Origin of the sequence: Gulosibacter chungangensis (assembly GCF_008831155.1) — a bacterium.
Taxonomy (GTDB): Bacteria; Actinomycetota; Actinomycetes; order Actinomycetales; family Microbacteriaceae; genus Gulosibacter; species Gulosibacter chungangensis.
This window is the reverse complement of sequence record NZ_WBKB01000003.1, coordinates 185658-208720: the sequence shown is the minus strand read 5'-3', so window position 1 is coordinate 208720 and position 23063 is coordinate 185658. Positions and strand designations below refer to the sequence as shown.

The 23063-nt window shown below is 60.6% G+C and carries 10 protein-coding genes; 3 read left to right on the top strand and 7 right to left on the bottom strand.

The features are described 5' to 3' along the window. Positions 1 to 53: 53 nt before the first annotated feature. The 4 genes from F8O05_RS06535 to F8O05_RS06520 are packed head-to-tail and all read right to left on the bottom strand — an operon-like array spanning position 54 to position 16382. Positions 54 to 2375 carry a 3'-5' exonuclease gene (locus F8O05_RS06535; RefSeq protein ID WP_192497061.1) on the bottom strand — a complete coding sequence of 774 codons (2322 nt, stop codon included), beginning with the start codon at positions 2373 to 2375 and terminating at the stop codon, positions 54 to 56. Positions 2376 to 2392: 17 nt separating this feature from the next. Continuing rightward, entirely contained in the window at positions 2393 to 8782 is a 6390-nt protein-coding gene (locus F8O05_RS06530) for a DEAD/DEAH box helicase (protein ID WP_158051953.1), read from the bottom strand. Beyond that, on the bottom strand, positions 8779 to 13491 hold the full coding sequence (locus F8O05_RS06525) for an Eco57I restriction-modification methylase domain-containing protein (protein ID WP_225735780.1): 4713 nt from the start codon (positions 13489 to 13491) through the stop codon (positions 8779 to 8781). The genes F8O05_RS06530 and F8O05_RS06525 overlap by 4 nt, the downstream gene beginning before the upstream one ends. Beyond that, complete coding sequence (locus F8O05_RS06520) at positions 13491 to 16382, bottom strand: helicase-related protein (protein ID WP_225735779.1); 2892 nt, start codon at positions 16380 to 16382, stop codon at positions 13491 to 13493. The genes F8O05_RS06525 and F8O05_RS06520 overlap by 1 nt, the downstream gene beginning before the upstream one ends. Before the next feature lie 528 nt (positions 16383 to 16910). Here F8O05_RS06520 and F8O05_RS06515 point away from each other — a divergent pair. Continuing rightward, positions 16911 to 17219 (top strand): hypothetical protein, encoded by a 309-nt coding sequence (locus tag F8O05_RS06515; protein ID WP_158051951.1) that lies wholly within the window; start codon positions 16911 to 16913, stop codon positions 17217 to 17219. Between the two features lie 252 nt (positions 17220 to 17471). Here the strand turns inward: F8O05_RS06515 and F8O05_RS06510 are convergent, their stop codons facing one another. Together F8O05_RS06510 and F8O05_RS06505 are read right to left on the bottom strand one after the other, a co-directional pair. Continuing rightward, complete coding sequence (locus F8O05_RS06510; RefSeq protein ID WP_158051950.1) at positions 17472 to 17990, bottom strand: Fic family protein; 519 nt, start codon at positions 17988 to 17990, stop codon at positions 17472 to 17474. Positions 17991 to 18052: 62 nt separating this feature from the next. Continuing rightward, entirely contained in the window at positions 18053 to 19813 is a 1761-nt protein-coding gene (locus tag F8O05_RS06505; RefSeq protein ID WP_225735778.1) for a GmrSD restriction endonuclease domain-containing protein, read from the bottom strand. 416 nt (positions 19814 to 20229) lie between these two features. Here F8O05_RS06505 and F8O05_RS06500 point away from each other — a divergent pair, with 416 nt between their 5' ends. Continuing rightward, positions 20230 to 20736 carry a hypothetical protein gene (locus F8O05_RS06500; protein ID WP_158051948.1) on the top strand — a complete coding sequence of 169 codons (507 nt, stop codon included), beginning with the start codon at positions 20230 to 20232 and terminating at the stop codon, positions 20734 to 20736. A gap of 85 nt (positions 20737 to 20821) precedes the next feature. Next, a complete protein-coding gene (locus tag F8O05_RS06495) occupies positions 20822 to 21460 on the top strand; it encodes a TetR/AcrR family transcriptional regulator (protein ID WP_158051947.1) in 639 nt (212 codons plus the stop codon). A gap of 60 nt (positions 21461 to 21520) precedes the next feature. Here F8O05_RS06495 and F8O05_RS06490 read toward each other — a convergent pair whose 3' ends face one another. Then, positions 21521 to 22957 carry an MFS transporter gene (locus F8O05_RS06490; protein ID WP_192497060.1) on the bottom strand — a complete coding sequence of 479 codons (1437 nt, stop codon included), beginning with the start codon at positions 22955 to 22957 and terminating at the stop codon, positions 21521 to 21523. Positions 22958 to 23063 lie beyond the last annotated feature (106 nt).

Genomic DNA, 23063 nt, shown 5'->3' with positions numbered 1-23063 from the left:
GGTAATTTCTGATGACCATGCTTCTAACCATTTGCGCTTCCCAGTGGCAGTAACTACACCAGCAACCCTGTCGGCTCCCCCGAATACGTCACCACAAGCTCATCCCGCGCCCGAGTCGCCGCGACATACAACAGCGCGGCATCCATCTGCCGAATCTCATGTAGCTCTTCCTCGGTCGCCCCACGCCGTGCTCGCCGCGGAAAGGCCCCGTCCGACAAGTTGTGCAACACGACCCGCGAGAACTCCTGCCCCTTCGACTGATGCATCGTCATCGTCACTACCGACGAGGCAGACGCGACAGAGTCCGGAGTCTCGCCCTTCGCAGGGATTCCCTTTCGCGTCAGATCTCGAGCAATCGCAGTGACTTCGTCCTTCGTACGCCCAAGCACGGCAATGGTCCGCGGATCAATGCCTTCCGCGATCCAGTCCCCAATCACCTGTGCGATCAACGTTGAGTGGGGCGCCCCTGAATCGCTCTCCAACAACCGCGGCTCCGGCCCACGTCGAGCCGAAACGTACCCTTCGTTGTCCTCCGCCGTACCTTCGCCCGTCTCCCAGGTCTCCCCCGCCAGCGCCTTCAGCGCGAAGTCCAGGGTCTCTTGTGTCGTCCGGTAGTTCAGTCGCAGTCGACGCGAGCGGCCGCGAATGTTAATGCCCAGCGCACCCATTCGAACCGGCTGCCCGTAAATCCGCTGGTGCGCATCCTCTGCGATGAACATGTCGTTCGGCCCCTCAACCGCCAGGGCCCGCAAGAACTGCCAACGAGGTGCGGTGAGGTCCTGTCCTTCGTCGACCAGCAAGTGATCAACGAGCTTCAGCCCGGTTTCCTCCAACATTGCAGCCCCAATTGCCGCAAGCTCATAGAACGCAACCCGCTGGTCGAGCTTTTCGCTCAACCGGAACTGCTCGATGATCTTCCACATCGCAACCCGCTGCTTCCGCCCGAGCCGCTGACCGATCCCAGCACGCGATGCCGTCAAATACTCGTCCCGCTCGAGAATCCGATTCCGCAACACAACATTGAGGTACTCGCGCTCCGCAAACGCGCGACTACCGAGCTCAGGGCCAAGCTCGTCTCCGTGCAGCCCAACAGCCCTGTCCCACATGTCGTCCGAGCGAGTGTCCGGATTCCGCATTCCCACGGTGTCACCAATCACCCGCAGCGCCGCAGCATCGAAGGGCTTCGGCCACCGGCGCCGCACCTCGGCGACGAGCTGGTCAATTCCAGCAATATAAATCCCCGGCTCCCCCAGCTTCGAGGCGAGCGGCAGGTGGGCATCGAGGCGCTTGAGGTCCCGCGCGAGCATCCTCGCCAACGCGCGTGTGAACGTCGTCAACACAATTCGCGCATCCGGATTCGCCTTCGCGAGTCGCCGCGCGCGGTGCAGCAGCACGACGGTCTTCCCAGTACCGGCACCACCGGTCAGACGGAACGGCCCGTTGTAATCGCGGTCAACATAACGCTGCTGGTCCGGGTGCAGGAACACGATCCACTGCCCGAAGTCATCGCTCTCGATGACTCGCTGCAGCTCATCCTGGTCTTCGATGTACCGGAACTGCTGCTTCGCCGCCGGGTGTTCGAAGCTGCGGATGATCTGCTCAGCTTCGTCGCTCGCCTCCCTCTTTGCGTCTCCCAAAGCTTCAGCAAACTTGGATGCGGCACCCACTTCCGCAGACTCGGCCGCGGTGTCTTCCGCTAAAGGTTCCTGAGCCGAGACCTCGCCCTCTTCAGGTTCGACCGGCCCCTCGATCTCGGCGAGGATGCGCTCCTGGGGAATCCCTTCCAGCATCGCAACCACCGCGAGCTGCTGCCAGGAGTTCACAAACGCTTCACCGATGTGGCTCAGCTCCGCCTCATCGGCCGCGGCCATTAACCGCTCGGCATCCGCGACGGTAAACCCAACTTCGGTGACGAGCCCATCGACGGTGTATCCGCGGCTGACCAGCAGCGGCGTCACCGCCAGCCCACGAGCCGTGGCCGCAGCTGCTTTCTCCTGAGCGGCCGCAATCTCTGCGGCCTTCGCGAGCACCGCATCCCCGTGGCCGTCGACTTCAGCAGCCTCGAGCTCAATGATCTCCGGCACTCCGTTGACCGGGTTCACCTGCAGCTTGCGCGTCTTCGCGCGTTCGATTGCCTCGTCGTGGTTATACGCACCCTCAAACACGTAGGTGGTCTCGCGTCCCACCGACTCCAGTCGAAACAGCACAGCGCGGAACTGCTGATCGATGCGCCCGGTGCGAGCCCGCGGGTCAACCGAGTTCTGAATCGGCTCAATGTGCAGGCCGGGGGTCTCGTCCGAGTCGCTGAGCTTCGTGAGGAAGTTGAAGATCTTCGTTTTCAGGCTGCCATCAACCGGGCTCGATTGATTCTTCACCCACATGATCATCGGCATCAGTCGACCTCATTCCCCTCGCTCGCACCGGCGAAGTGCGCGAGCACCGCCGCCACATCATCCAGCGTGTCGTATCCCTCGGCGCGCACCGACGCGACCTCAGCCTCGTCGAGGTCAATCACGAGGGCAACCTTCGCCGCTTCCCACAGTGCCGGAAGCGTCACCCCATCACCGCGTTCTTCACCGACTTCGGGTGCCGGCACGAACCCGGCTTCTTGCAACGGCTGTAACAGTGCCTTTTCGTCGGCAGTCGCGTATTCGAGCGCGTCAATCCACTCCTCTTGGAAGCGCACGTCGACCCGCGACACCGGCGCCGCAGAGGCCACCTGCGAGCGCACCCGAATCGTCGTGTTCCGAGTGTCAACCCCGAGCACATTCGACCAGTGCAGGAACGACCGCCAGTCGCTTCGGAACTCGGGCCGCGCCAGCGCATCCGAAGAATCATCAAGCACGATTGCGGTCTCGTAAGTCGGGCGTCCCCCGACAGCCTGCATCACCCGAGTGACGACCGCGAGCGTGCCCTGACGCCACTGGGCACTGCCGGGGTTCCCCGCCTCCAGCGAACCGTCGAGCGCCCGAACAGCCGCCCCATCGAGTCCAACACCATCGAGTGCAGCGGTCTGCCCCATCCCCAGTAGGAGTGTCGGTAGGGCGGGCAGGATGCGATCCCAGGCGTTGAGCGCGGTCTGCGGGTCACGCATCCAGTCAAAGATTCGACGCATCGGGTTTTCGGTGACCCGCTCGAGGTCGCCGGCGTTGAGCCCGAGCGCCGGCCCGAGCCGCGCGTAGAGCGGGTTCGCGGCGATCCACTGCGGCACGGTGTTTGGCGTGCCGTTCAAGTAATCTTCGACGTCTTCCCACGTCAGCGAGATGACGCGCACGTCGATATCGCTGCGGATCTCGGCCCGCTTGGCGTGGTCATCGGCGAGGCGGTTTATCGCTTCCGTCGCGTGATAGCGGTAGCCATCGAGGAAGATGGCGAGCGCCCCGTCGTCGGCGTTGCCAGTGCGCAGCACGAAATCGGGCCGGGCACCGCGCATGTGCTCCTCGGGCTTCAGGGTGCGGCGGTGCCCCCGCGGGAGCGTCACCAACACCGTGTTGCCATGCACCCCGGGCTGCTGCTGCACGTTCCCGCCGAGGGTCTCGACCCCGGCGAGGAACGCCTTCCGGAACCGCCGCTCGAGCGCAGACCCCGCCTCGGTCTTCCCCGGGTCTTCGGTCACCGGTTTCCAGTTCGCGGCAACCACCGGTTCGTCCCTATCGCTCGGCACCCCGAGCATTTCGCGAAGCGACCGCTCGGCCGTGTTCCGCCACACACTGCGCGAAGCACCCGGAGGTGCAAACGGCAGCAGGCAGCGGTGGCACGCTGACCGGCCCTGCGTCTGGCACACACAGTTCTCAACCACGGCCAGTGCCGCCAAGAGAATTTGTTCGAGCCCAGCCACCGTCGAGTGGTCGGCAAGATAGCCCGTCCCTCCCGGCACCCGGTCGTGCACGAGCAGCGCCGGGAAGGAAGTAGTCCCACCGGCCCCGTGCGGCACATCCTTCACCGAAATGATGTCGAGGTGCGAGGGATCACCGCCAATGACCTCCCGAAGCCCGAGGTGCACGGCGGCCATCAGGCTCGGCAGCACCAGCTCATCCCCGGTGTCAAAGTGTTCGGGCAGGCGGATGAGCATCCCTTGCGTCTCGAGCGTGCGGCTCAGCGCCACGCTCACCGCGTCTTCGTCACGATGCTTCCGGTGCGAACACCACGGCTTATGCTCACGCCAGGAATTCTCGTCGGGTTTCTGGTCGAGGTGGCCGCATTCGCGGCAGATGCGGAACATCGGTGCGGCGATTTCAAACCCGCCCAGCAGTCGCGGCGTGCCCGCAGCGGCCTCAGTGCTCTTCCCGAGGTTGATCGAGCGAATGGTCACTTCGCGCGCGTACTTCACGCCGAGCCCGGTGCCCTCGTCGAACCACACCGAGTCGAGCTGTGCCGCGTCAATATCGGCGAGGTGCACCATGTTGAAGTAGGCCCGCACGCGGTCCTCGCTCGAGTCGCTGATGAGCGATTCGTCCCGCCGCACCTGGGCCGAGACCGATTCGAGTTCGATCACGGGCATCCGCTGCCCCATATCGGCGAAGCCTGCCGAGCCGCAGCGCGGGCAGACGCCTAGCGAGCCCTCGAGCGGATGCTCGGTGAGGTCGCGCGTGTGCCCGCACTCGGGGCAGCACACCCAATCGTGAATGGCGGATGCATTGGCACCGGTTTCGACGCTGTCGATTTCGATCGCGAGCCCCTGGGCGTAGAAGGTCGCTCCGGGCGCGAATTCGCGGATGGCGTTGCCCGCGTCACGCGAGTATTCGAACGCGGTGTTCTCGAACTGCTGGGTGTCGGCATCGACCCAACTGACACCGACGTCTAGGGTGACCCGGTCGTCGAGCAGGGTGTAGTTCGGCAGGAGCCCCGCGCGTTCCAGGGCAGAGACCCAGTGGTCGTTCTCTCGTTCGTCACGGATCTTTTCGAGCATCCGCCAGGTCGCCCGAGCATTGCGCTCGTCTTCGACGTCCTCGTCTTCGTGCACGCCCACGAGCTTCTGTTGCAGCTCGACGAGTGTCTCCTGCACGCGCCGCAGCCGGTGCCGCACCGATTCGAGTTCGGTCACATACTTATTCGCGGCTGTGGCGATCGCTTCCTCAACCGGGAGCGAACCGTCGGCGCGCGGTCGCAGCCACGCGACCAGCGCATCCCGCGTCGACTCTCGCAGATACGAGCCGCCCGGGTGATCAAAGGTCGAGAGGAACCGTGCCAAGCGCTCGGCGCCACTTGCCCGCAGTTCCGCCAGCACGTCACCGAGGGGGCTGTCCGGCTCGGTCGAAGTCAGCACATCCTTCGCGAGCCGTAGCGGCTCGGCGTTCGGGTTCGTCGCCAGGTGGTCAAAGACCGAGGCGAGGAACTGGCGTTTCAGAATCCCCACCGCATCGAGGTAGGTCGCAGGCGCGGTCACCTCGCCGTTGATGAGCTCGAGCGGGTCCTGATACCAGGCGAGCTGCTCGTGCCGGCCGGGCACGAAGGCGAGCGCGAGGGCAGATCCGGTCAAACGCCCCGCACGGCCGACTCGCTGGACGTAGTTCGCGACGGTGCGCGGGAGCGAGGCGAGCATCACGGTCGACAGGTCGCCGATGTCGATACCCATCTCCAGCGTGGGTGTCGCGACGAGCACGTTCGGCGCATCCGGCGATTCGTCGGAGCTCTTGAACGCAGTCTCGTAGGTGAGGCGAACGTCGTCGGGCAGCAAACTCGTGTGTTCGCGCGCGATCACCCGCCGCATATCGCTGTCTTCGTAGAGGTGCCGGTAGTAGTTTGATTCGGTGAGCGGCAGCCGCTCGAGCGTGCCCGAGCAGCGCAACCCCGGGCAGGGCCGCCCTTCGAGTTGTGCGACGGTGGTGGGGCTGGCCGGGGTGAGTGCCTTGCAGCTGTCACAGCGCAGCATGGTCTCGCCAGCGTGTCGTTGGTCGTTGGATGCGGGGCTCACGAGGATGCGCTCGGGTTCAATCCCGTAGGCGGTCCCGCCGGTGCGGGTGATCGCGTGCTCTTTTACGAGTGAGCCGTCGGCGATGGACTTCAGCAGCCGCTGCACGAGTTGCGCGCCGGCGTGGGTGGAGACGCCGAGGATGCGTGCGGTCCAACGCGCGTACCAGCCCTGCGAGGAATTGAGATCGTCAAGGAGGTACTCGCCCTTGGCCGTCTTCGGATTCGGACCGATGCGCGGAAAAGCGGGTGCCGAGCGCCCCTTCGGGAACGCCGGCATGCCTTCGGCCTTGGGACGGCCGCCCCAGATCTTCCACCGCAGGCCGTTGTCTTTGACGTACTGCCCGAGCCATTGGTGTTCGATGGCTCCGCGCTCACGCATTTGCTCGAGCACGCCGCGCGCCCAGGCGATGAGAGTGTCGCCGGGGATAACGTCCGATTGCTCAAGGGCAGCATCGAATTGGAAGCCCTCGATTGCCTCGCGGGCGATGCGCTCGAGAACCACCGCCGGGCCGGTGTCGACCTCCGCGGTGACCGAGGCGGTCTGCTCGAGCGTGCGCGCAAAGGTGGATTGCAACCCGAATTCGAGCGCGAGGTCGAAGGCCAAGCGCGTCTTCACGCGGCGGCGGGTTGCAACCTTGATCTTCGAAGGATCTTCGGTCTCCCAGAACTCTCGGAAGTTTTCGCGTTCGGCCAGTTCCGGGCTGAGGAGCCGGTACCGTTCATTGGCGGTTTCTGCCCTCGCCAACAGTTCGCCCGAAAGCTCTTCGAGGGTGTGGGTGCGATCACCGATCGCGCGGCGGATCGCGTTGCGCAGTCCGAAGGTGTGGGCACGGTTCTGTACGAAACCGGCCCGGTGCGCGGCGTCCTGCACGCTGTCGGTAAAGACGAGAGCCTTCTTTTCGGCGCCGTCGAGCTGTGCGTCACCAAAGAGTGCCGTAGTCACGACGGAGAGTAGCGTCGCGACGGCCGATCCCATGAAGCGGATGCCGTCGGGGCGACCGCAGGAGGGGCAGATTTCATTGTTCGAATCGCGGTCGGCGTCTTCCCCGTCGAACCACTGCACCGGGAGAATCTTCGTGTCGGCCGAGTCCCCGTCGGTTTCCGGCAGGGTCGCGTGCACGCGCCGGTTGTTGACGTCCCACCAGCCGAACCCGGGCGTGGGTTCGTCGAAGCGCTCGAGTTTGTCGGCCTCGGCGGGCGCGTAGATGAGGGCGCGGAAGCTTCCGAGCTTTTTCACGGCGACTTCGCGCGGGTTCGTGCCCTTCGCCTCAAGGTCGCGCTGTTCCCCGGTGGTGCGAATCGCGACACCCCAGCCGCTACGGCCACAGTGCCGGCAGTAGATTGCGGGTTCGGATTCACGCCCTTCGTCCGAATACGCGTCGTCATTATCTTCGAGGAAGATCTGCCCGTCGTCCGACCAACGGAAAACCGCCGTCGGCCCGGCCACGCGGTCGATACGCGTGAGTGCACGAATCCACGCGTTCACGTCGACCGAGGGCGCCGCAAATCCCACCGCCATGCGCACCTGACTGAGCGCCGCGATGATCGCATTGATCGCAGCTTCCGAGGCAGCCTCGTCGATCTCGCGCGCCGTCGAGAAAAGTTCCTGCACGAGGTCGCCCAGCGCCGTCGGCGTCTGGGTCGCCTCGATGAGGTTCCGTACGTCGGGATGCGTTCGCAGGGCATCGTGCAGTTGCTCGGCGGATGCGCTGGCAAAGTCGTGACCCGACTCGTACAGTTCCGCAATCACCGCCCGGGCGATATCGAGTGCCCCCGAGCCGGTGTTGTTCGCCGCTGCCCCGAGCGCTCGCAAGTCGATCGGTTCGACATCGATACCGACAAAGCGACGCGGTGCCCCGCCAAGCGTGGTCTCGGATGCTCGCTCGGCCCAATCTTCAACGCTGTACCGGGTCTCCCCGACGGCGCTGTCCGCATCGAAGCCACCGCCGAAGACGGTGTTCGCGAAGTCGATCATGGTGGTCGAGTCTTCGCCGCCGAGTGTTGCCGATGTTGCGACCGGTACCGTCAGCCCGAGCGGTGCGGCTGCTGCGGCGCCGTTGATGCCAAGCGCTTCGCGGCGTTCTGGGTTTGTCGGCCAATGGCGCTTGAGGGTCATCCCGAGTCGACGGAGCAGCATGGCGACATCGGTGCCTTGGGCACCGTCATAGGTGTGGAACTCGTCGAGCACGAGGAAGCGCAGGCTCGTGGCGCTCTGTTCCCAGATGGTTTGGTCTTTTGAGCGCAGGAGCAGCTGGTCAAGCATCTTGTAGTTGGTGAGGAGGATGTCTGGTGCCTGTGCTTGAATCGTTTCGCGATCGGTGATGAGCCCTGCAGGGCTCACCTGTCGCCGCTTCGGCCCATCTTCACCCGTGTAGATTGCCGCCGAAACACCGGCGAGTTCCGGATCGGTGGTGATGAGGCTCGCGATGCGTCGCGCCTGGTCATTCGCCAGCGCGTTCATCGGGTAGAGGATGAGCGCCTTAGTCCCGGCGATACCGTTGCGTTTCGCCCGCAGCACGTGATCGAGGATTGGGAAGAGGAACGCCTCGGTCTTACCCGAACCGGTACCGGTCGTAACCAGCGTCGGCTTCCCTTGCGCGAGTCGCTCGAACGCAGCCATTTGGTGCCCGTGCGGCGGATACGGTGCCCCGTACCATTCGAGCACTTCGGTGGGCTTTCGCGTCGCGGGTTTGAACGGCATGCGCGTGCGCAAATAGGGGCCCCGAAAGATCCCCGTGTGCTCATCAGCGAGGAAGCTGTCAAGCGCGTCGAGCACTTCCTTATCGGTGAGCGCAAACGTGGTCTGCAGGTAGTCGCTCACACTCTGTTGGAAGCGACCCGCCTGCAGCGATGGCAATAACGCGGTCATGCCGACTCCTGCAGTTTCTTCTCGAAGTAGGCATACGCCTCCCGCATCTCAGCTTCGCGGTCGAGGGTTCGGAATGGGAGGACGTACTGCGTCAAATTACCCTCTGTGTTCGGAACAAGCAGCTCCTCCTCCTCGATATCATTCCCACGTCTATGCCACTCGCGCGCTAGCTCTCCGGGAATTTCACGCCCATACAAGTCATAAACATACTTCGTTTTATCATGACCAACCAATACGGGAAATTGCGTCCGATATATCGTGGACAAGTCATCGACTGTCAATCCGCAACACAACGCAACGATTACGTCAATCTCCACAAGCGCCTGGCGTCTTTCTGCGTCAATTCGCAAAGGCACACTTCGATCCCATTCTCCAACAGGGACGTCTTGTAATTTCTTTGCATCAGCCCACCAAGGGGTGAGAGCCCACTCGCACGCGACTGAGTTAAACGTGTGGATAGATTCAAACTCGTTGGTCAGCGAAACAAGCCTCCCCATCCGCCATTGAACATCCGCTTCCAAAGTCCCGAATTTTGGTATAGCTAGTCTCGATATAGTTTTAGCGGTAATAGTGGACTTAGGAACCAGCCTAATTTGCGCGTCCGCAACCAATGAACTCATCACACCAGCCACTAACAACAACTGACCCATCGACTCCTCCGCAGTGAATCCGATAGCCGAAACCGCATTAATATGCGCAGCACCGGGGGGAATAATTGTGCCCACAAGTGTTCTCTCACCGGTATTAGACGCCATATTCCGCCAGGCAAACCTATAGAAGTCGAGTGCACTCTTCGCACCCCAATGCGTGTATTTCTCTCTGTATTCCCTATTCACGTTGGGCTTGTACGACGTTACAGGAAGAGCATCATCCGCAAGAATCGAAAGATCAATAGGCGTCCAATCTTGGTGATGTTTCATGGTTTTGTTGGGCGATTTGTAGAATGAATTAGCAATGTGGATATGAACGCCCTGCAGTATTACATCGCTCCACGAAGATGCCAGCCCCCATTCCACGTCGAACCGACCATTCCGGCGATCAATTGTCTCGTGCCACCCAGCGCTCCACTCGAAATTTTGGTCCAGCAGCCGCGCCTGGTCCACAAGCTTTTCAACAACACTTTGCATATTAGTGTTAATGATGTAAACCATCGAGGTCTCCGAGACTGGAATATTTCGATCGCCCAAGAAGTCACGCCATGACTTTAGAACTCGATGGTTTACATATTCTATCCTGCTCCGATGTGGCCGCAGATCCCAATTTCCACTTGGATCCTTAATGCCAGGCTTAGCTCCACTACCATCATGAACGAGGGAACTCTCAACAGTGTCTGGGTGATAAAGGTTAACCGCATGTAGGAAATAGGGATCTCTCGGCGCACCATAGACATGCACACCAAAACTCACCAAATGCAAAATTTCCCGAAACAACTGTAATTCGTTGACAAATTGCCAATGCCTTCGAATACGCGGATATGTCGACGCCCTAAAAGCACCTCCGCGCGCGTCAGTAAAGTGCGTATCAGGATGCAATAAAGAAGAGATGCCTCGAGACGAACTATGTCTCCACGTATTCACCATGAAACATCGATAGTAGTCCGGTTGCAGGCCAGTCAACTGCGCGTACTCACTCGCGCTGCCAATGAATGCAGACGTAGACAATACTTCACTTGCACCGTCCATAACCAGTTCCGGCATGCCCACTATGCTTAGTGCTTCACGCCGCTTGATCGCCTTTACGGCTTGTGTTGCTTTGGGGTTTAGTTGCCACCATGGATCAGCTTCCGCATAGAGCGCTTCAAGGTCAGTTCGCGGACGAACCCAAGGCGGATTCCCAACTTGCAGGTCGAATCCACCATTCTTAGCCATCACCGACGCGAAATCGAGACTCCAGTGAAAGAACCCCTGTGCATCTGCAACATTCTTCACCACAGATATCCAGGGGTGGTCGCGAATGACATCGGCGATGGAAGAAACATTAGCAAACGCAAGATCATTCGATTCACTATCGCCAAGTGCATCCCATTTTGTGGGCATATCGAGCTCGGTCTGGCCAAACTTGGCCGATGAGGCTTTCGTCTCAGTATGCACGCCCAAGATAGCTTGCAGTGCATCCATCCATTCATTCATGTCAGGCGGCATCGCATCGCGTTCAGCAATGGGTACAGGCCAGAACCAGAGCGCGCACCAGGCATCCATCACCAATCGCAACCGCTGATACGCCCCATCAGCGTCCTGGAGTTTGCGTTGGATCTCTTCACGTTTGACTACATGCTCACGCGACGACACGTCGACCTGGCCGAACACCTGCACCGAGCGACGCGCTTCACGCTCGGCAATCTCGAACCGGCGGATCACAAATTGCCACATGCGTTCAACACGCAGCGACAAATTTTGTAGTCGCTCGATTTGTCTTTTATCGAGCTGTACGGTGATGCGACGACTCCAGTCACGTAATGCTTTCGCCCCTGTGGGCGACAATTCCTTTACTTCCCTGTTGTCGGCAGCCGCTCCCCATCCTGCGGCAGGAAGTAGGAAGTGGAATATCTTGCCGCTTATCTGTGTGGCGAACGTGAAGTCGGCCAAGTCCTCGACGGTTGTTGTCGTGGGGATCTCGGCGGGTTCAGTCTTAAGCCAAGCACGCCTTTTGATCTGGTCAGCGCTATAGACAGCGTGGCGAGCACCGATGAGCGAGTTACCGCGGCGCAAATGAAGACCGAACCACGGTGCGTCCAACCCCTGCAGCATCGTGTCGAGCCATAATGAGATCTCGGCGAGCTCAACAGCCGTTGAGTTGAGGTCGACGCCGTAGACCTGGTGCAGCGCGATGTGCGCTTTCACGCGTTGCAGCTCTTGAGGGTATTCCTCGGGGTCAATCGTGATGCCGGTTTCACGCTGCTTGCGCTTGAGATACTCAGCGGCGAGCTGTCTCGTCGCCTCGATCGCGAACGCTCCGGAGCCGAGTGCGGGCTCGCAAACCGTGAGCTCGAGAATCTCGTCGGCAGGCGTGACCGTGTCGTTCTGGTCGAGCAGCTCTTCGAGCGCCTGCGAGACCGTGAACTTCGTGAGCACCTCGGGTGTGTAATAGGACGCCGACTGCTGGCGTGCGCGGCCCGAAAGCCGGTACACGAAAGTGCCCGCACGGTGGACAACCTTGCGTTCGGCGCCGGTGATCGCGTCTTGTTCCATCACGAAGTCGCGATCGTCGAGGTGATCAGCGCGCGAGGTGGGAACAACCCAGGACCCCTTGCTCGAGTCACCGTTCTTCGCTACCTCGTAGAGATCTTCCTCCGCGAAGAAACCGGTGTAGGACATAAGACCCTCATACACCGCGCCGAGCTGGTTGATACCGAGGTCGGCGTAACTGATGAAACCGCGGTCACGACCGTTCTCGGCACGCGAAAGCAACAGGCGGCTGAGGACCTCGATGAGTGCCTGGTTGCCGAGCTTCACGTCGCTGATGTGCGCGATGGCCGCTGGGGCGAAGAGGTCGGCGCGCAGACTGTGGAAGGTGAGTCCCTCGACAAGGTGTTCCTCCCCCGCTGCCGGTTGCCGTGCATCCTCACCGTGGCCCTGATCGACGAGGCGGAAGAGGACATCGAGCGACTCATAAAGGTGCGTCGATGCCTTCGCCTTTTCGCTCTCGAGTTCGACGAGCGCGAGATCCCGCAGGCGGTCGATGCTGTAGCCCTCGCCATACTCGGGCGAACCCACCGGCAGGACCTCGAGCTCGGGAGACGCCTCGGCGTAGAGCAGGAAGAGAATGCGATAGAGATACCGGAGGGACTGCACGGCCAGGGGTTGCGCTTGGTCTTGCGGAAGCGGTGGCAAGCCCTGCTGCTTGCGGCGCGAGACCACCTCATTCGCGATGATTTCAATGGACTCACGGACGCCATCACGGAGGTCTTGAGAGACGCCCACCGCGTGCTTCTTCGAGGCGTCGATCACTTCGGTCCACCACGGGGTCCCCGAGTTGTCGACACCGTTGGAGACGAAGCTTTCGAAGGCGAGGCACGCCGTTGTACGGTCCATTTCGCCGAGCTGCTTCTGGTCGTTGCGCTCGAGCACGATCTGCAGATCGATCGCAAGATAACGGCCCTCCGGCCAACGCTCGCGATCGGTGATCAGCACCCACTGACCAGCGAACACGAGGGCGTAAGGCACTTCATCCACTTGGAATACACGGGAGAGTAAGCGCGGGACACCGTTGAGAGGATGCAGCTCGTCGTCCTCCGGGACGTAGGGCGTGACAAGTGCGTGCTGGGTTTCGTCCTGGCCCTTCCGCAGGAGGTCGTCGATCGAGTCGGCGGGGGCCGCCTCGATGATCGCGAGTTCTGAAGTAGCAATGCCGTCTTCATGGAACCAGCGCACCGGACCATCGCGGCGCTCGGTGAGGAATCCCTCCCCTGCTCCGAGCGCAGTGGTGAGCGGGGTGTAGAGGAGTTCATCGAGCGCCTGGGCGGTGTGTTCACTCGGGAGCCACTGCTCGCCGTCGGCCGTGCGGGTGGCGAGCTCGCTCAGGGCTGCGACAAGGTCGCCGCGAGCCGTGCGCAGGCGACTCCGGGCCGAAGTCTGACCGGTGTCTTCGAAGTCCTTCCAGAGGCGGTGGCGTTTTTGGACCTCGGCATTGAAGGATTCCTTCTTGCTGTCAGTCGTGAAGAAGTGCTCGCTGATCCAGCTCTCGCCGATGATCATTGCGTCAGAAGCCACTATGCGTCCTCTCCTGTGGGGTACTCAGTTGGAACTACGACGAGGAGGGGTCGCACCGACATGTGGTGGGGGCGCATTGCTTCGGCGAGCTGTTCTTCGTCGGTGATGGCGTCGCGGCGTTGGGTGAGCTCTTGTCGTTGGGCTAGTTGCTTCGCATTTTGCTGCCATTGGTCGAGGCGCTCGAGCCAGCCTTCGACTCGCTGTTCCACCGACGAACCGATCGCGCCGAGCAGGCTGTCCGCGTACGCGAGCGATTGTTCGACGGCTGGCGCGATAAGACCCTGTAGCTCGTCGACTGCGACCGGACCCGGGTTCACGAGGCTCGCATCCGCCGAGACACCGAGCGAAGCGAGAGCCGAGTGCGCATCCGCGTAGGAACCGCTGAAGAAGCGACTCTCCCCCGCGTGCGTCTGCGTGAGGTGCATGCTCGAGATCGTGCGCGCCTGGCGGTCGGCGACCGTCGCGAGCAGATAGACCGTCGGCGCCATGACATCGCCGCGGACCGCGAAGACCTCGTTGCGCCCAAGCTTCGACAGGGTCTTGTCGGCGACCCAATCGAGCAACGGGTGCAGCGGCCCGAGATAGTGCTCGGCCGGCCAGGAGGAAATCGAAGTCGGCGAGTTCTGCGCCTGCTCGAGGGAAGCGAGCGCCATGTCCTGCGAAGTCGTCACGGTGAATTTCTCGGTGACCTTGCGCTCCTGCAGATACGACTGCGGGAGCACCCGAAGCCGCTGCGTGAGATCGCGCGGCGGGGTAACCGAAAGCGTGCGCTGCTGCGGCTTGTCTTCGAAGCCCACGCCGTTGTTCGCGATCGTTGCGCCGGGCACCGTGTATGCCGTGGCGAGACCGGTGCGCAAGAAGTCGGCGGTGTCGGAGAACAGGCCAGTAGGCGGGATGGTCTCGTCGTTAGTCGCGGTTTCTACTTCGGCCGGGTCTTCACTGCCGGTGGAGAACAGCGTGGCGAGGAATGCATCCACCCCGTCGTCGCCCGCGAGCACATCTTCCGGCGAGCGAACGACCTCGTCGAAGGCCTTCGCACCGGCGAGCACCTTACGGATCTCTTCTTCTTCGCTGTCGGTGTCGTACTTGCCCATGAGTGAGGCCGTGTCGCCAAGTGCCTTGTGGGCCTCGTGCTCACGATCGATCAGGCGGCTGAGCACCCGCACGTCGCCCGCGAACTCGTCGTTGTCGAAGTCGAGCAGGAGCGTAGTGATCTGCGGCGGGGTGCGTTGACCGAACCGGTCGATACGGCCGTTGCGCTGCTCGATGCGGATGAGGCTCCACGGGATATCGAAGTGGATGAGTTCGTGGCACTGCGCGTGAAGGTTCACGCCCTCACTCGCGACATCGCCGGTGACGAGCACTCGCAGCTTCGAGGAAGCCTGCTTGAATTCTTCAACCACCTCTTGCTGTTCGACGTCAGTGAGCTGGCCGTGGAGGACGCGGATCTCGTCGTCGCCGAAGTTGAATTCCTGTTTGAGGGCTTCGCGGAGCCAGTGGAGGGTCGCGACGCGCTCGGAGAACACGACTGCGCGCTCTTGCTTCCTCTTGCCGACGCCAATTTGTTTCAGATAGCGGATCAGTTCGGTGAGCTTTGCCGAGCCCTCTTCGAGGATGGGTGCGACGAGATCGTCGAGTTCTTGCAGGGCTTTGAGTTCACGGGCCTGCTCAGGGTTGTCTGGGTTCAGCCGTTTCATGCGGTCGCGAACGGTGTCACGGAAGGCGACGGGAGAAGAGAGGAACGCCTTCGCGAGGGTCCAAGGGAAGAGGCCCTTGTTCTTGCCGGAGTATGGGCTCTGGATGTTCGGATTGAGCCAGACGTGCGCGAGGTGATCGGCGAGGTTATTCTCTGACGGCGTGGCCTCGATGAGGAGGTTCTGGGGTTCCTTGCGCTCGGCCCAGTCGGCGCCGACCTCGCTCTGCACCTCGGGACTGTGACGGTGACGGCGGAGCACGAGTCGCTTGACCGCATCCTCATCGAAAGTGTTGTCGGCGGCGACCGCACTTGGTTCGAGCAGGCGGATTAGCTCGGCGAACGACTCGGCTTTACCGTTGTGTGGCGTTGCGGACGCGAGGATCAGCGCGTGCGTGTTCGGCGCGAGGGTGCGCGCGAGGCGGTTGTTGAGGGTTGCGCCGGTGATGTTGTGAGATTCGTCGATGACAACCGCATCCCAGTGGAACTTCTGGAGGTGTGCGCGGTACTGGTCTTGCTTGAGGGTGTCGATCGAGATGATCGCGCGCTTGAAGTAGCTGAACGGGTTACGCGTAGCGGGGAGCTGTTGGCGGACACGTTGCAGCCCGACCGAGTCGAGGCGCACGAACGGCAGCGCGAAACGTGTCCACATCTCGCGTTGCATCTGCTCGAGCACGTGCCGCGGCGTGACGATGAGGATCCGCTCCCCCTGTCCACGTCGGACCAGCTCGCTGAGGATCATGCCGATCTCGATCGTCTTACCGAGACCCACTGCATCCGCAATCAGGAGCCGTGGCCGGAGCTTCTCGGGATCGAGCGCGCGCTTGACCGCGGTGAGCTGATAGTTCAGCGGTGTCGCGAGCATTTGCGTCGAGACCGTCAGGCGAGGGTCGAGCGTCGGGATTGGCTGGCGTCTTAGCGTGGCTTCGAGCCATAGGCGTGCGTCTCGGTACTGTGAGGATGCGTCGGCGACGACTTTCGCTTGGCTCGAGTCGAGCACCTCGATCTTGTCGAGTTCGGAATAGAACGCGGCCGGGGTATCCCTCACGAGCTCAGAGAGACCGATGCAGCGTACGAGCGTGCCCGAAGTTGTCTGCTCGGTGTTGGTGACGAGCCATTCCTCATCCCGGACGATCACCACCTCGCCAGGCGCCAATTGCAGCTGAGGGCGTCGCGAATCGAGATGCGAAAGTGTCACGTGATCGGCTCTATTCTGGTGAAATTTTGGGGTTAGTCCACGATATCGGTTTTCGTCATCTTTGAAGTTTATTGAGCACTCGAGCGGACTTCTCACTTCAGTCGAGTAGGTAAGTACTTCATCTAGCCGACGGTCAAGAAGCGCCTGGCTGTGGCTGACCAGTGCTTTGGCGACGCCGAAGGCAAGAGCACGCCAACGACTGGCTCTACGCTGCAGGCTACCTACGGACGACGAATGACCGGCATTTCCTAAACTTGTCCGATGGCCGAGGAATTCGTGATGATCGTGAGGACTCCATATCCGTCTCCGCTATCAAAATTTATGGTGAAGCGACTGGAACGACTACGGTCGCGCGCCTAGAGGAATCAATTCCTCACAGACCGGAGATCCGCTAGCCCGACGGGATTTGATCAGGCAAATTCAACAATTAAGCTTGCGTCTATGAAACGTTCACTTCTACTTGCAGCAGCCGCAGTCACTATCGGAGGCTTTCTAACCTCCTGCAGTTCAGCACCCAGCATTAATTCAATGGCACAACTCGAAGCCGCTTTTGAGGACGCCGGTGGTAATTGCTCTGAGGCGAGTCCCTCGGCGGAAGAATGGCAGTATTTTGCGGGTACCATCGGGGCTGAAGTTTCCCAACTTTGCACCTATGGTAATGGGGACACTGCGATCCTCTCCTTGTTCGAGAGCGAAGAAACGAAAACCAGTTACCTCGAACAATTCGATTCCGCTGATTTCAACATGACCATAGAGCACGGAGATCGATGGATAATCGACTACGTCAACGCATCGGACTACTCGGATTTGCCCCTTATCGGTGGACAGCACTATTAAAGTCCGACATTTTGGCCGTGACAGCCTTCACCGGATTCAAGAGCTCCCTCGACATACGTGGTGTCACACCAAAGGACACAACGACCCTTTATAGATCAGAGGGTAAAAGAGCCTATGGCCGAAAGAGCGGCTCGTTAGGTCAGGCACGAATCCACGAGCCAGGGCAGGTGACTCCGTCAATGAGAGCTTGAATGGGGGCATCGTCCTCGTCGAACTTATATGACCGGGCTAGTTTGACGTTGAACTCGTGGGCTATCGCGTCGTCTTGTTCACTGAAATCGATGCCCCACCTCCTTGGCTCAGCAGTACGGCATTTGCGGCGAAGATTGCGGAGCGTTTGTTGCCGTCCTTGAAGGGCTGAGCTTTTGCGATTGTGAGGAACAGCGTCGCGGCATTTCGGACAGCGTCGTGTCCCGAGGTTGCGCTCCTCACGAGGTCGTTGAGGTGCTCGAGAGTGACAGCCTGTGGCTCGTGTCGACCGAAGTCGGTGCTGACGCCGATATGGTCATCGCTACTTCGAAGTACGCCCGGGTCAAGCGATGCGCTACGCGTCATCGTGGAGTTGAGCTTGATGACAAAGTTGGCGTCTACGGGTTTCGGGGCATGCTCGATGACCACTTCTGCGAGTTCTTTGAGGTCCTGCAGGAGCGCAAGGTCGTGACGTGAATCGATGGCGGTGGTATCACCGGTACTCAGGTATATCTCGGTCGCTTCGCGGCTGGATTGCAGGCCATCAAAGACCTTTCCAGCGGTGTAGATAACCTCAAGCATTGCGGGAATTCATTCGCTGCATGCCACCCTTTTCGACCGTGTTGAAAGAGTAGCGGGGACGCTCACAGACCGCGGTAGAAGCGACGGATCGCCTGCGACATCAGTCGACGGCGCTCGGCAAGGAAATCAAAGTAGTTCTCCGCGGTGACATCCCTCAAAGTGGGCGGAAGAGCATTCTCCTCAAGGTTCCTCGCCAGATCGCTTTGGCTATTGATCTCACCCAAGTCGAGGATTCCCGTCTCTGACTGCTGCTCCACGCGATCGAGGTAGACCTCGGGCGGTGCATCCTTGATCGCAATATTGATTGCTGTCTCGGTAATCGCGTAATTGGCGACCTGGTTGTACTCGGTGCGATCCGTGAGGCCTGATTTCACGAGGTAGTTCTTCGGAACAATGTGGTGAATATCGCCGGAGTGCTGCTGCATGGTCGCCACGGTGATGCTCTTCGATAGGAATCCCCGAGCGCCACTTGCAATTTGGGAAGCGAGGAAACTTTGGAAGTATGGACTATTGGTGCTCGTGGTCTCAAGGTCTGCTGGCAGACGGGCTTCCCAGAACGCATCCGTGAGCTCAGTCTCTTCGATCTGCTGTAGATACTCAGCTGCACCGTGCTGGGATATTCGGCGCATGTCTTGTTCCCACACTGATTCAAAACTGCCCGAGTGGCGGCCTGTCAGCATCGACATTACAAACCAACGCCGGGTGATTCGTTTGCGCTCGCCCTCGCTAAGGCTCGGATCCTGACGCATCCGGAGGTAGAGGGCGTAAGCGAAGTTCAAGGCGTTCTTCGAGTTGATGAGCTTCGGCGAAATGAATCCCGCCGACTTGATCGTCATAATGAAATTCTCGAATTGATACTTCGAAGTAATTTCGCCGAGCGCCTTTTCAAGGTTGTCGTAAGCAACGGGGATCCTTGCTTCGTCAACCTTCCGTGTTTCAGGGTCACGCCCAGACAGTTCACTGACGATTGACGATGCCTTGCCTCGACTGAAGCCGACCAACCCAGCAACACGAATCAAGTCGCTGTAGCTCGGGTCATAGAGATCCTCACTCTCGTCCTTCAACCAAGCAATCTGCTGCAAGTATGGCGACGCCGCGAACTCAGTGTCGTTCTCCGCAATGTCGGAGAACGCGTGAGGAGCAACTGAGAGATGCGAGAAGTAGTCGATGAGCTTTCGAAGATTCCGACCGCGATCGCCGTACGTCGCAATCTTGCTCATCGCGAAGTCGGCGCTCGAAAGCGGGACGCCCTTGGAATTGATTCGAATGAAGATCTCCGAAACGGTCTCAACGTCGAGGTCATCACTGAGCGCGATGACACCGATCTGGGCATTCTTAATCTCTGCCAGCTTGCCGATGTTCTCGGCAGCAGTGTCCTGATCGACGTCGGGATTCTCCGAGACGTAGTTGCCGACGAAGCGGAACGCCGCAGCGCTGCGAAACACTTCACTAATATCCGAGATCCATTGAGGATTCTTACGAATTACTGGGGTCGCCGTCGCAAACTCTTCCGTGACCGGGTTGAACGCGATAGTGATTCGCTTCTTCTGGTAGCGCTTGTTGATAACAGGCAGCCCTGCAACGGCGGCCCTAAGCGCAGTAATTCGCTGCTGACCGTCAATCAAAATCTGTTGGTGGGCTGCAGTCTGGCCGCCTTTGAGGTGAGCACCAACCGACTGCCAAGTAATGAGATAACCAACTGGAAACCCTCGGTACAGCGAATCCATCAGGTCGCGAACCTTGATGCTGTCCCAGACGAACGGCCTCTGGAGTTCCGGAATGGCGATTTGATCGCTCTGTACCTGAGCTAAGAGAGTGCTCACTGGAAGCTGATTAACGCTGTACTTCGCCATTGATTTCCCGGTTCTTACCTGTCGTATTGCGGTGCCGGGAAGAAGTGCATTTTTTCGCTTCGTTCGAACGGACGAAGAAAACACGCTGACCGGCCTTTACATGTTACTGACCGATTGCACGGCAGTCGCCTCGATACGAATCGCTTCGCGATTCACTCGGCGATCGGGACTACCCCGTAATCGACGCCGCAGATTACAGAAAGGTCGAGTTGTTGTCCTTCACGTGAACCTATCCGGCGCCGGACTAACCGGACTGCAGTCGGCAGAAGAAGCTGCCCATCCGCATGCTCATCCCCAACTTCCGCCGAAAGAAAGCTCATTAACACTCCCCTTATGTACACTGTACAAATCACCGCAGGAGCTCACATCAGGGAGACATAATTCACATGAGCGCTCGTCCTTTCCTTCGCGTCGGTTTCGGTCTTGCCGCATCACTGCTCGCACTATCACTCACCGCTTGCGCTGGCGGCCAGAGCGTCGCTCAGGCCTGCCTGCAGACCAACGTTGCCCTCGCCGAGACCAACGCCGCGCTCGGCCCCGGGCTCGACACCGCAGTGCAGAACGCAATCAGCGGCGAGGACGTCGACTTTGGTGAGGTATTCGACCCGATCAACGAGGCGCTCTCAACCGCGACGGATGCCGTAAGCAACAAGGAAGTTAGCGACGCACTCGCAGCGTTCACCACCGAAGTCGAATCCTTCGGCACCACCCTCGAAGAGGCCGACTTCCAGCAGTTCGTCGAACTCAACGAACTCGAGCCCGGCTCGGAAGAATACGAAGCGACCGTCGATGAGGTTGAAACCGCCTCGCTCGAGCTCTACGACAAGCTCGACCAGCACATCACCGACCTCACGAACGCCGGCGATCAGATCACCACGATCTGCCAGGAATAAGTTCCTCACGAAAGCGTTGGCGTAAGGGCCGCTCATAGACTGGAGCGGCCCTTACGCATCCCCGTCGTTTCGATAGGAACCCCTCGTGCCACAGCCCGCATCCACCCAGCCAACCAAGCGCGGCCCCCGTGGCGACATCAGCCGAGCGCGCATCCTGGACGCGGCCGACCGATTACTACGCGAAAAAGGCACGGTAGAAGGCGTCTCGCTGCGCGCCATTGCCGCCGGAGTGGGCATCGCACCCAACGCGATGTACACCTACTTCGCTTCGCTCTCACAGCTCTGGCACGACCTCGGCGATCAACGGCTCGGCATGGTCCGGCCGGAAGAGCTCCTGACCATCGACTGCCGTTACTGCGCGCTCCTAGAACTGGCACAGCGGGGCCTGCAGCTCACCGCCATCCCTGGCACCATGTCGCTATTGCGCACCCAACCCATTCTTGGCCCGAATTCGTTTCGACTCAGCGAGACGATCCTCGAGCTCACTGCGGATGCATCCATCAACCCGCGCGACGCGCACGACCTGCTGCTCGCCTGGTTCTACGGTGGGATCGCCCTCGCGCAGGAAGGGTGGACGAGTGGAACCGATGAAATTAGAGGTGAGCGTGATCTCAGTGACTTCCCGCTGATCGCCGGGCGTGCTGATCCGGACACAGGGGCTCAGCTGCGGGCGATCTTTCGTGGGATTGGGATTGTGCACAGCTGTGGGCTTGGGGATGAGTAGGTAGCGCTGCTCGCGAGTTGATCTTGGGGTCAGTTCGATACACGGCCCTGCGGGCCGCACTCACTGACCGGTTTTTGCCTCTGCTTTGTCGGCGCGGTCGGAGCGCAGGTCGAGGAAGGCGAAGATGAGCGCGAGGATCAGGACGCCGATGATGTACGCCGAGGCCGCGAAGAAGGCGTCCTGATAGGTTACGAGCGTCAGCGGATCGCTGTAGTCGGGCTTGCCGCCGGGCATTGGCAGCATCGCGATAACCGCGAAGAAAATCGACGTTGCGATCGCAATACCCATCGCGTTGCCAAGGCGCTGACCAACCTGCATGAACGAACCGCCCACACCGGCCGACTCCACCGGAACCCGGCTCAAGGTACGCATCTGGTTCGCCGACATGACCATACCGGGACCAATACCGCCCACGCCGAGCGCCACGGCCATCCAAATCGGGTTGTGCTCGGGCGCGACCCACAACGCGATACCGGCCAGCGCGAGCATCGCCCCGAGGAAGATCACCAGGCCCCAGAACACCATCCCCGCGGCATGCTGATAGGTGAAGCGCCCCGTGATCGCCGCCACGAGTGCCGACATCAGGGCGAACGGAATCGTGATCATCCCGACCACGACGGCCGAGTGCCCGAGACCCTGCTGGTTGTAGAGCGTCATCACGAAGAACATCGGCGGCATCACCGCGAAGTAGAAGGTCGTGATGAACACACCGTTTCGGTACGAAGACAGTTTGAACAGCGCGAAGTCGATCACCGGGCTCTTGCCAGCAGCGACGTAGCGGTTCTCCCACCACACAAATGCCGCGGCCGTGACTGCCGCCACCAGCAGGAACCACCAGCGCGCCGGATCATCCGACGCAGTCCCGCTCGTGAGCACGAACGGCAGCATCACAAACAACACGGTGGATGCGAGCAACACCACACCGGGTAGATCCAGGTGGCTCCCCTGCTTGTGCTTCTGCTGACCGGGAAGCAACCAGATCGCAAACGGTAGCACGATGAGCGCCAGCGGCACGTTCATCCCGAAGGTCCACCGCCAGCCGAGCTCGCTGCCGAGCGTATTGATGAACACGCCACCGATCGTCGGGCCGAATGCGGTACCGATACCGATCGAGGCACCGAAAATACCGAAGGCCTGACCCCGCTCGTGCCCCTGGAACAGGTTCTGGATGAGCCCAATCACCTGCGGCATCAAAATACCGGCGGCACTACCCTGGATGATTCGCGCGATCACCAGCTGTGTCGAGTCTGGTGCCAGCATGCAATACAGGCTCGCGCCCGCGAACACGATCAGGCCAGTGATGAACATCGCCTTGCGGTTCCAGATATCACCCAAGCGCCCTGCCGGGACGAGCATGATGCCGAACGCCAGCACGTAACCGGCCACAATCAGCTGTGCCTGCGCGGAACTCGCCCCGAGCGTCTCCTCAATCGGAGCAATCGTGACGTTGACCTTCGCCGTGTCGAGAATCGTGAGGATTGCAACGGCAATCGTCACGATAAAAGCGGGCCACCGATTTGATTGAGACTGCAAGGAAGTTGACACTGCGATAGCCTACTCCTTGCCCGTGTTAATGCCGAACAACCGGCAATTTTGTGTGTTA

Bases quoted from the DNA above. Each gene is read 5' to 3' on its own strand.
- F8O05_RS06515 (WP_158051951.1), top strand. From the start codon at position 16,911: ATGGCACAACTCGAAGCCGCTTTTGAGGACGCCGGTGGTAATTGCTCT.
- F8O05_RS06510 (WP_158051950.1), bottom strand. From the start codon at position 17,990: ATGCTTGAGGTTATCTACACCGCTGGAAAGGTCTTTGATGGCCTGCAA.
- F8O05_RS06530 (WP_158051953.1), bottom strand. From the start codon at position 8,782: ATGACCGCGTTATTGCCATCGCTGCAGGCGGGTCGCTTCCAACAGAGT.
- F8O05_RS06500 (WP_158051948.1), top strand. From the start codon at position 20,230: ATGAGCGCTCGTCCTTTCCTTCGCGTCGGTTTCGGTCTTGCCGCATCA.